Raw genomic sequence first — 7,525 nt, 5'->3', positions numbered from 1 at the left:
CCACCACTACGAGCCGGTTTATAGCCATCCCCCGAAAGCCTCATACGGTGTTGCGTCGCCTGACCGGGCACCCTAAAAAAAATGGCGAAGCCATTTTTTAGGGAAACCCGTGCCGTACAAGGATTTGTGAGGATTGCTATACAACGGACGCTCAGCGTTTGCGCCGCAATACGGTGGTCGGGATGTCCATGCTTTCGCGGTATTTGGTGACGGTGCGGCGCGCGATTTTGTGACCCTGCTCATTGAGCATATCGGTGATTTTTTGGTCGGAGAGCGGTTTGGCCGGGTTTTCTTTGGCGATGATGTCGGCAATCAGCGCCTTGATGGCGAGGATGGACTGGTCGTCGCCTTCGCTGTTTTCCAGTTGTGCCGAGAAGAAGTAGCGCAGTTCGTAGATGCCGCGTTTGCACATCAGGTATTTGCCGTTCACCGCGCGGCTGACGGTGCTTTCGTGAATGTCGAGCATTTCCGCGACTTTTTGTCTGGACAGTGGCCGCATTGCCGCTTCGCCTTCCTGGAAGAAGTCTTGTTGCAGCGCGACGATGAGGTGGGCGACGCGGCGGATGGTGTCGGCGCGTTTGTCGATGGCGGTCAGAAACCAGCGCGCTTCTTGCAGTTGGGCTTGCAGCAGGGTCTTGTCCGCGCCTTTGGCGGCTTCGGCGATTTTGAGGTAGTCCTGGTTCAGGGTGAGTTCGGGGCGGATGTTGTCGCTGGTTTCGATGTAGCTGATGCCGTTTTTTTCGCGGACGATGATTTCGGGTTCGATGTATTGCGGGGCTGCTTCGCTGTAGCTTTGGCCGGGGCGCGGGTCGAGGCTGCGCAGCAGCGCGATGGCGTGGTCGTAGGTCTCGGCGCTCATTTCGAGGCGCTGGCGGATCATCGCCGGGTTTTTGCTGATGAAGCCGAAGTAGCGCCGCATGATTTGTTGGAGTTCGGCCAGCCACGGGGTGTTTTTCGGTAGCGCCGCGATTTGCAGGTTGAGGCATTCTTCGAGGTCGCGCGCGCCGATGCCGGTCGGCTGGCATTGTTGGACGATGCGCAGGCCGCGCTGGAGTTGTTCGGGTGTTTGTTGGTGCGCGTGCGCGAGTTGGGCGATGTCGGCGCGGAAGTAGCCGTCGTCGTCGAGTTCAAAGGCGATGATGAGTGCCGCCTGGCGTTGGGCTTCGCTCAGGTGCGGCATTTGGCGGATTTGTTCTTCGAGCCAGGCGCCGAGGTCGGGGCGGCCGCTGAGGTAGAGTTCAAGGTTGGGGTCTTCTTCCTGGTAGGGCTGGTGGTCTTTCCAGTCGTAGTCGTAGTGTTCTTCCCAGGTGCTGTCGTATTCGAGTTCGCCGGAGAGGTGGTTGAGCAGGCCGGTTTCGGGTTCGTAGTCGCCGTCTTCGTTTTCGCTTTCGCCCTGGCTGCCGCGCTCTTGCTGGTAGTCGTTTTTGCGCTCCAGCATGATGTTTTGGCTCAGCATGGCGCTGATTTCGGTTTGCAGGTCGAGGCTGTTCATGTTGAGCAGTTTGATCGCCTGCTGGAGTTGCGGGGTGAGGGTGAGGCTTTGTTTGAGGCTGAGGTCTAGGCTCTGGTTTTGTTGCATGGTCCTTATGCCGGTTAGTTGAGGGTGAAGTCTTCGCCGAGGTACACCCGCCGCGCTTCTTCGTTGGCGACGATTTCGGCGGGCGCGCCTGCGGCAATGATGGCGCCGTCGGAGAGGATGTAGGCGTGGTCGCAGCTTTTCAGGGTTTCGCGCACGTTGTGGTCGGTAATGAGCACGCCGATGCCGCGATCGGTGAGGTGGGTGATGATGTTTCTGATGTCGCCAACGGCGATGGGATCCACCCCGGCGAAGGGTTCGTCAAGGAGGATGTAGCGCGGGTTGCAGGCAAGGGTGCGCGCGATTTCGCACCGTCGCCGTTCGCCGCCGGAGAGGCTTTGGCCGAGGGTGTCGGCGCGGCTGGCGATGCCGAGGTCTTGCATGAGTTCGTGCGCGCGTGCTTCGCGGTCGGGTTTGTTGAGGTCGGTGGCGAGTTCGAGGATGGCGAGGATGTTGTCGCGCACGCTCAGTTTGCGGAAGACGCTGGCTTCTTGTGGCAGGTAGGAGAGGCCAAGGCGGGCGCGGCGGTGTACCGACAATGCGGTGATGTCCGCACCGTCCAGCAGGATGCGGCCACGGTCGGGGCGGACGAGGCCGATGGTCATGTAGAAGCTGGTGGTTTTGCCCGCGCCGTTCGGGCCGAGCAGGCCGACGACTTGCGCGGCTTCGACCTGGTAGCTGGCGTCTTTGACCACGCGGCGGTTGCGGTAGTTTTTTTCGAGGTGTTCGGCGATGAGCATGGTTATTTGGTTTTTGGCTGGAAGGTCATGTTGACGCCGCGCCCGCTGACGCGCTCTTGTTTGAGGTTGTAGGTGAGGTGGTCGGCGCGGGTTTCGTTTTTGTCCTGTTTGACGTGGGCGTTTTTGTCGATTTCGACGGTGGAGGTCGGCACGGTGTATTTCATGTATTGGCCGCTGCCGTCTATCGGCGGCTCTTTGGCGGGGACGTAGTGGAAGGTGGTCGGGTTGCCCCAGCTTTCGATGGTGTGGATTTTGCCCTCTTGCAGGCGGATGACGATTTTGTCGCCTTTCAGGTTCATTTCGCCCTGGGTGACGACGACGTGGCCGGTGTAGGTGGCGATGCCGGTGTTGGCGTCGTATTCGCCGCTGTCGGCCTTGAGGTTGATGGGCAGTTGCTGCGGGTTGTTGGTCGCTTTTTCTTGTGCGTGGGCAATGGTCGCGAGGAAGGCGAGTGCGAGCAGGGTTTTAGCGGGCGGTTTCATAGGTGCTCCTGATGTCGTGGTCGAGGGTGATGCGGTTGCTGTTCATGTCCCAGCGCGCGCCGATGGCGTCGGTGCGGCTGCTTTCGCTGGTAAGGGTTATCGGGTCGGCGGTTTCGGCGATTTGGCTTTCGGGGTGGTAGTAGAGGCTCGCGGTGTTGATTTGGTAGTGGTGCGTGCCGCTCTTTTGTTCGCCGTGGACGCCGCCGCTCAAGGTGATGAGGTTTTTGGCGGCGTTGCGCTCGGCCAGCGCCGCGCGCAGTTGGCGTTCGCCGTTTTGCAGGCGGGCGCGCATTTCGGGCTGGTAGAGGCGGTCTTCGCCGCTTTTGAGGTGTTCGGCGCGCGGGCTTTGCAGGACGCTCACTTGCAGGCCGTCGGCGTCGTATTGGTAAAGGGTGCTGTTTTCCAGCGAGAGGCGTACCGGGTCTTCGGCGGCGGGGGCGGTGCTGCCGCTGTTTTCGCGTTGCCACCACCACAGGGCGACGAAAACGGCGGCGGTCGTCCAGATGAGGTCGCGGCGGGTCATGGGCGCGGCTCCTTTACCTTTACATACAGGGGAGCGCTCATCGTGTATGTAAATTCAAACATCACGCCACCCCCGCGCGCAGCAGGTCGTGGATGTGGATGATGCCCGCGATGCGGCCATCGTCCAGTACCGGCAGCGCGGTGATGTGGCGTGCTTCCATTTGTTGCAGCGCTTCGGCGGCAAGGACGGCAGGCGCGGTGCTTTGTGGCGCGCGCGTCATGACGTCGGCGATGGGGCGTTGCAAGGCGTCGGGGTATTTTTCCAGCGCGCGGCGCAGGTCGCCGTCGGTGAAGATGCCGAGCAGGCGCTCGCCGTCGCTCACCAGCGTTACTCCCAGCCCTTTGTCGGTAATCTGGAATAACGCGGTTTGCACGCTGGCGTCCAGCGCCACTTGCGGCACGGCGGCGTCGCGGCGCATGACGTCGCCGACTTTGGTCATGAGGCGCCGTCCCAGTCTGCCGTAAGGATGCGAGCGGGCGAAGTCCTGTTCGTTGAATTGCCGTGCCTGCATCAGGGTGATGGCAAGCGCGTCGCCGAGTGCCAGCGTGGCGGTGGTGCTGGTGGTTGGGGCGAGGCCGAGCGGGCAGGCTTCTTTTTCGATAATGATGGGCAGGTGCAGGTCGGCCTGTTGTGCCAGCGCTGATTGCGGGCGGCCGGTAATGGCGATGGTTTTGACGCCGAGTGCGCGCACAATCGGCAGCATCATCAGGATTTCCTGGCTTTCGCCGGAGTAGGAGATGGCGAGGATGGTGTCGTCGCCGGTAATCATGCCGAGGTCGCCGTGTCCGGCTTCGGCGGCGTGGACGAAGAAGGCGGGCGTGCCGGTGCTGGCGAGTGTCGCCGCGATTTTTTCGCCGATGTGGCCGGATTTGCCGAGGCCGGTGACGATGATGTGGCCGCGCGTGGCAAGCAGCAGGTCGCAGGCGGCGAGGAAGGGCGCGCCCAGTTGGTCGATTTGCGCGCGCACGGCGTCGGCTTCGAGGCGCAGCACGTCGCGGGCGTGGTCAAGGCGGGTGTCGCTCATGCGTAATGCTCCAGCGGGGCGGGGGTGCCGCGCAGCGCGTCAAGGTAGAGCGGCACGGCGGCGTCGGCATCGCGCCAGTTTGCCTGTCCGGCGGGATAGACGGCGCGGCTCAAGGGGGTATCGACCCAGCCGGGGTCCACGGTAGCAAAGCCGATGGTCGGGTAGGCGTGTTTTTCGGCGTGCAGGGTGGCGATGAGTTTTTCCAGCGCGGCCTGGGCGACGCCGTAGCTGTGCCAGTAGGCGCTTTGCACGCGGTGCTGGCTGTGCAGGCTAAAGATGACGCGCGGGTTGGTGCCCGCTTGCAGCAGTTCGCGCTGCGTCTGGAACAGCCACAGCGGCGCGGTCAGGTTTACTTGCAGCCCTTGCAGCCAGCTTTCGGGGTCGTCGTGGATGAGCGGGCGCAGGCCGCCGCAGACGGCGGCGAGGTGGATTTGCGCGTCCAGTTTGCCGTGGTCTGCCGCAATCATCGCGGCGAGGCGGCGGTAGGCGTCGTAACCGCTACGCCACAGGTCAAACGGCACTAACGTGTGGTCGCCGCGCAGTTCGTCGTCGAGCGCTTCGAGCGAGAGCGGGTCGAGGTCGAGCAGCAGCAGGTGATGGCCTTCGGCGTCGAGTGCACGGGCAAGCGCCTGGCCAATGCCGCCGCAGGCGCCGGTGAGGAGGATGGTTTTCATGGTTCAACTCCCAAGAGGTAAGGGCGCAGCGCGGCGACGTCCGCCACGAACGCCAGCGGGCGGTCATCGGCGGCGAGTTCGGCGCGGTTGGTGTAGCCGTAATCACAGTAAATCGACGGCATTCCGGCGCGGCTGGCGGCGCGGATGTCGGCGTTGCTGTCGCCAATCATGATGCAGCGCTCCGGCCTGACGCCGACGAGCGAGCAGGCGTAGGCGAGCGGTGCCGGGTCGGGTTTGCCAACGGCGAGGGTGTCGCCGCAGACCAGCGCCGCCGCGCGCAGCTCAAAGCCGAAATGGCGGGCGATGGCGTAGGTGAAGCGCTCCAGCTTGTTGGTGACGACGCCCCAGGGTACGCCGCGCGCTTCCAGCGCCGCCAGCAGGTCTTCCATGCCGGGAAACCAGCGGGTGCGGTCGGCGATGTGCTGCAAATAATCGGCGTAAAAGGCGTCCTGCAACGCGGGCAGGCGCGGGTCGTCCGCATCTGCGGCAAGCGCATGGCGCAGCATCGCGCGCGAACCGTGTCCGGCGTAGGGCAGGATGCTCTCCGGCGGCGCGGCATCGTAACCGTGCTGCACCAGGGCGCGATTGACAGCGGCGATGAGGTCGGGCGCGGTGTCGAGCAGTGTGCCGTCCAAATCGAACCACACCGCCTGATAGGGCGCGCTCACGCCGCCTCCTTGCGCGCGGCGAAGAGATAATTGATGTCGAGATGACGCGACAAGCGCGCTGTTTGCCGCAGCGGCAAATAATCCATGCCGCAGAAGGCGACCGGGGTCAGCCCGGCGCGCGTTGCCATGCGCGCAAGCTCCGCCGGTTTAATAAACCAGTCGTATTGATGCGTGCCCTGCGGCACGAGGCGCAGCAGGTATTCGGCAGCGCAAATTACGCCGAGGCGCGCTTTCATGGTGCGGTTCACCGTCGAAAAAAACGCCCAGCCGCCCGGCTTCAGCAGCGCGTGAATATCGCGCAGCACCGCCGCCGGATCGGCGACGTGTTCTAGCATTTCCATGCAGGTAACGGCGTCAAACTTCTCGCCGCGCGCCGCCACCTCGCGGCTGGACTCCAGCCGGTACTCGACCGCCTGCCCGGCAAGGTGCGCTTCCGCCGCCTGTAGTGCGGATTCGGCGAGGTCAATGCCGACCACCGTCGCGCCACGTTCCGCCAGCGCCTCGCTCAAAATGCCGCCGCCGCAGCCGACATCGAGCACGCGCAGCCCCTGCAAATCAACAAAACGCTCAATGAACTGCAAACGCGCGGGATTAATCTGGTGCAGCGTGCGATACGGTCCGTGCACGTCCCAAAACGCGCTGCCGTGCTGCTGAAAACTGCCAATATCGGCGGAAAGCGGGACAGATTGCATAAAACCTCCGGTTAAAACGGCTTGAGCGAGGCGAGGAGGACAATGGCAATCAAGGCCACGCTCGGCACCTCATTGAAAAAACGGTAAAACTTGTGGCTGCGGCGATTAAGACCTGCGGCAAAGGTGCGGTTGATGCGGCCGCAAACGATTTGGTAAGCGACCAGCCCCGCGACCAGCAACAGCTTGGCGTGCAGCCAGCCCCGGCCAATCAAATGCGCCCAACCGCCTGCCCAGAGGAGCAGCCCGCCAAACACCAGCGTCAGCCCCATGCCGATATGCCCCATGACATAGAGCTTGCGCTCCATCACACAAAAACGGCGCATCGTGGTGGTGTCGCCATCCGTCTGCGCCATCGCGTGATAAACATAGAGCCGTGGCAGGTAAAACAATTCGGCGAACCAGCACACCATGCCGATGATATGCAGCGCCTTCCAGGTCAAATACGCCATAAAACATTGCCTCTTGTAGTGTAATGGCGCGCAGTTTACCGCATTGGCACGAATATTGCTAAGGGCGGCACCCCGCCGCCCCGTTTACATACAGAATAGCGGGAAATGTGTATGTAAACGGCATCCCGTAAAATATCCGCCCCCTCTTCTACAACACCCGCCCCGATGACCTTCACCACCCTCGACCGCCTGCTGCATGGCTACTTCGCCGCCTTCATCCTCCTCGGCTGGATTATCCCGAACCACATCGGCGGCGCCCGCTTCCTCGCCTGCATGGTCTGGGCGGGGCTGGTTATTACCACCCTGATGCGCCGCCAGCACAGTCAGCGCGTCCAGCACCGCTTCCGCAAAGTCGTCGCCACGGGTTTTGGCGCGACCCTGCCGCTGGTCGTCGCCGCGATGCTGTGGTCAGAAACCCTGTCGCTGTTCGATGACTGGCGCAACGGCGACTACCGCGTGCCGCGCGCCGAGCTGCTGTACACCGCCTTTACCCTGCCGGCGGCGGAACAATGCGACGACAAAAGTTGCCGATTGTCCGCCGATGGTCTCCGCCTGCACTGTTCAACATCAAACTACAACGCCTGCGACCGCGTCTATCCCTTCGCCGGGCAAGCGGCGCAGGTGTGGCATTACGACGGCAGGGTGTACGAACTGCGCGTGGGCGACCGCGTCATTTACGATTACGACGCGCAAATCG

At 62.8% G+C, this 7,525-nt stretch carries 9 protein-coding genes and 1 pseudogene; 1 reads left to right on the top strand and 9 read right to left on the bottom strand.

Annotated features, from left to right (window positions below):
* Positions 1 to 151: 151 nt before the first annotated feature.
* The 9 genes from rpoN to Q0349_RS11090 all read right to left on the bottom strand — a co-directional run bounded on the left by rpoN (position 152) and on the right by Q0349_RS11090 (position 6,828).
* A complete protein-coding gene (gene rpoN / locus Q0349_RS11130; RefSeq protein WP_298081029.1) occupies positions 152 to 1,579 on the bottom strand; it encodes an RNA polymerase factor sigma-54 in 1,428 nt (475 codons plus the stop codon).
* A gap of 14 nt (positions 1,580 to 1,593) precedes the next feature.
* Positions 1,594 to 2,316 carry an LPS export ABC transporter ATP-binding protein gene (gene lptB / locus Q0349_RS11125; RefSeq protein WP_366916321.1) on the bottom strand — a complete coding sequence of 241 codons (723 nt, stop codon included), beginning with the start codon at positions 2,314 to 2,316 and terminating at the stop codon, positions 1,594 to 1,596.
* A 2-nt stretch (positions 2,317 to 2,318) separates the two neighbouring features.
* Positions 2,319 to 2,798: a lipopolysaccharide transport periplasmic protein LptA gene (gene lptA / locus Q0349_RS11120; RefSeq protein WP_298081028.1), complete on the bottom strand. Its 480-nt coding sequence runs from the start codon at positions 2,796 to 2,798 to the stop codon at positions 2,319 to 2,321.
* The gene (gene lptC / locus Q0349_RS11115; RefSeq protein ID WP_298081026.1) at positions 2,782 to 3,321 is read right to left on the bottom strand and encodes an LPS export ABC transporter periplasmic protein LptC; all 540 of its coding nucleotides are present in this window, start codon (positions 3,319 to 3,321) and stop codon (positions 2,782 to 2,784) included. The genes lptA and lptC overlap by 17 nt, the downstream gene beginning before the upstream one ends.
* A gap of 61 nt (positions 3,322 to 3,382) precedes the next feature.
* On the bottom strand, positions 3,383 to 4,345 hold the full coding sequence (locus Q0349_RS11110) for a KpsF/GutQ family sugar-phosphate isomerase (RefSeq protein WP_298081025.1): 963 nt from the start codon (positions 4,343 to 4,345) through the stop codon (positions 3,383 to 3,385).
* On the bottom strand, positions 4,342 to 5,019 hold the full coding sequence (locus tag Q0349_RS11105) for an SDR family NAD(P)-dependent oxidoreductase (protein ID WP_298081024.1): 678 nt from the start codon (positions 5,017 to 5,019) through the stop codon (positions 4,342 to 4,344). Before Q0349_RS11105 ends, Q0349_RS11110 begins: the two co-directional genes overlap by 4 nt.
* Positions 5,016 to 5,687 carry an HAD-IA family hydrolase gene (locus Q0349_RS11100; RefSeq protein ID WP_298081023.1) on the bottom strand — a complete coding sequence of 224 codons (672 nt, stop codon included), beginning with the start codon at positions 5,685 to 5,687 and terminating at the stop codon, positions 5,016 to 5,018. The genes Q0349_RS11105 and Q0349_RS11100 overlap by 4 nt, the downstream gene beginning before the upstream one ends.
* Positions 5,684 to 6,379, bottom strand: a complete 696-nt coding sequence (gene ubiG, locus Q0349_RS11095; RefSeq protein WP_298081022.1) for a bifunctional 2-polyprenyl-6-hydroxyphenol methylase/3-demethylubiquinol 3-O-methyltransferase UbiG — start codon at positions 6,377 to 6,379, stop codon at positions 5,684 to 5,686. The genes Q0349_RS11100 and ubiG overlap by 4 nt, the downstream gene beginning before the upstream one ends.
* 11 nt (positions 6,380 to 6,390) lie before the next feature.
* A complete protein-coding gene (locus Q0349_RS11090) occupies positions 6,391 to 6,828 on the bottom strand; it encodes a CopD family protein (protein ID WP_298081021.1) in 438 nt (145 codons plus the stop codon).
* Positions 6,829 to 6,993: 165 nt separating this feature from the next.
* On the opposite strand from Q0349_RS11090, the pseudogene Q0349_RS11085 reads away from it, so the two are divergent.
* Positions 6,994 to 7,525: pseudogene (locus Q0349_RS11085) on the top strand (hypothetical protein); the annotation flags it as partial.

The sequence above is a fragment of the uncultured Cardiobacterium sp. genome (assembly GCF_938028185.1).
Lineage (GTDB): Bacteria > Pseudomonadota > Gammaproteobacteria > Cardiobacteriales > Cardiobacteriaceae > Cardiobacterium.
This window is presented reverse-complemented; position numbering and strand designations above follow the sequence as displayed.

What these genes read in the sequence shown, in the direction of transcription:
- lptB (WP_366916321.1), bottom strand. Translation starts at nt 2,316, where the DNA reads ATGCTCATCGCCGAACACCTCGAAAAAAACTACCGCAACCGCCGCGTG.
- Q0349_RS11105 (WP_298081024.1), bottom strand. Translation starts at nt 5,019, where the DNA reads ATGAAAACCATCCTCCTCACCGGCGCCTGCGGCGGCATTGGCCAGGCG.
- lptC (WP_298081026.1), bottom strand. Translation starts at nt 3,321, where the DNA reads ATGACCCGCCGCGACCTCATCTGGACGACCGCCGCCGTTTTCGTCGCC.
- ubiG (WP_298081022.1), bottom strand. Translation starts at nt 6,379, where the DNA reads ATGCAATCTGTCCCGCTTTCCGCCGATATTGGCAGTTTTCAGCAGCAC.
- Q0349_RS11090 (WP_298081021.1), bottom strand. Translation starts at nt 6,828, where the DNA reads ATGGCGTATTTGACCTGGAAGGCGCTGCATATCATCGGCATGGTGTGC.
- lptA (WP_298081028.1), bottom strand. Translation starts at nt 2,798, where the DNA reads ATGAAACCGCCCGCTAAAACCCTGCTCGCACTCGCCTTCCTCGCGACC.
- rpoN (WP_298081029.1), bottom strand. Translation starts at nt 1,579, where the DNA reads ATGCAACAAAACCAGAGCCTAGACCTCAGCCTCAAACAAAGCCTCACC.
- Q0349_RS11110 (WP_298081025.1), bottom strand. Translation starts at nt 4,345, where the DNA reads ATGAGCGACACCCGCCTTGACCACGCCCGCGACGTGCTGCGCCTCGAA.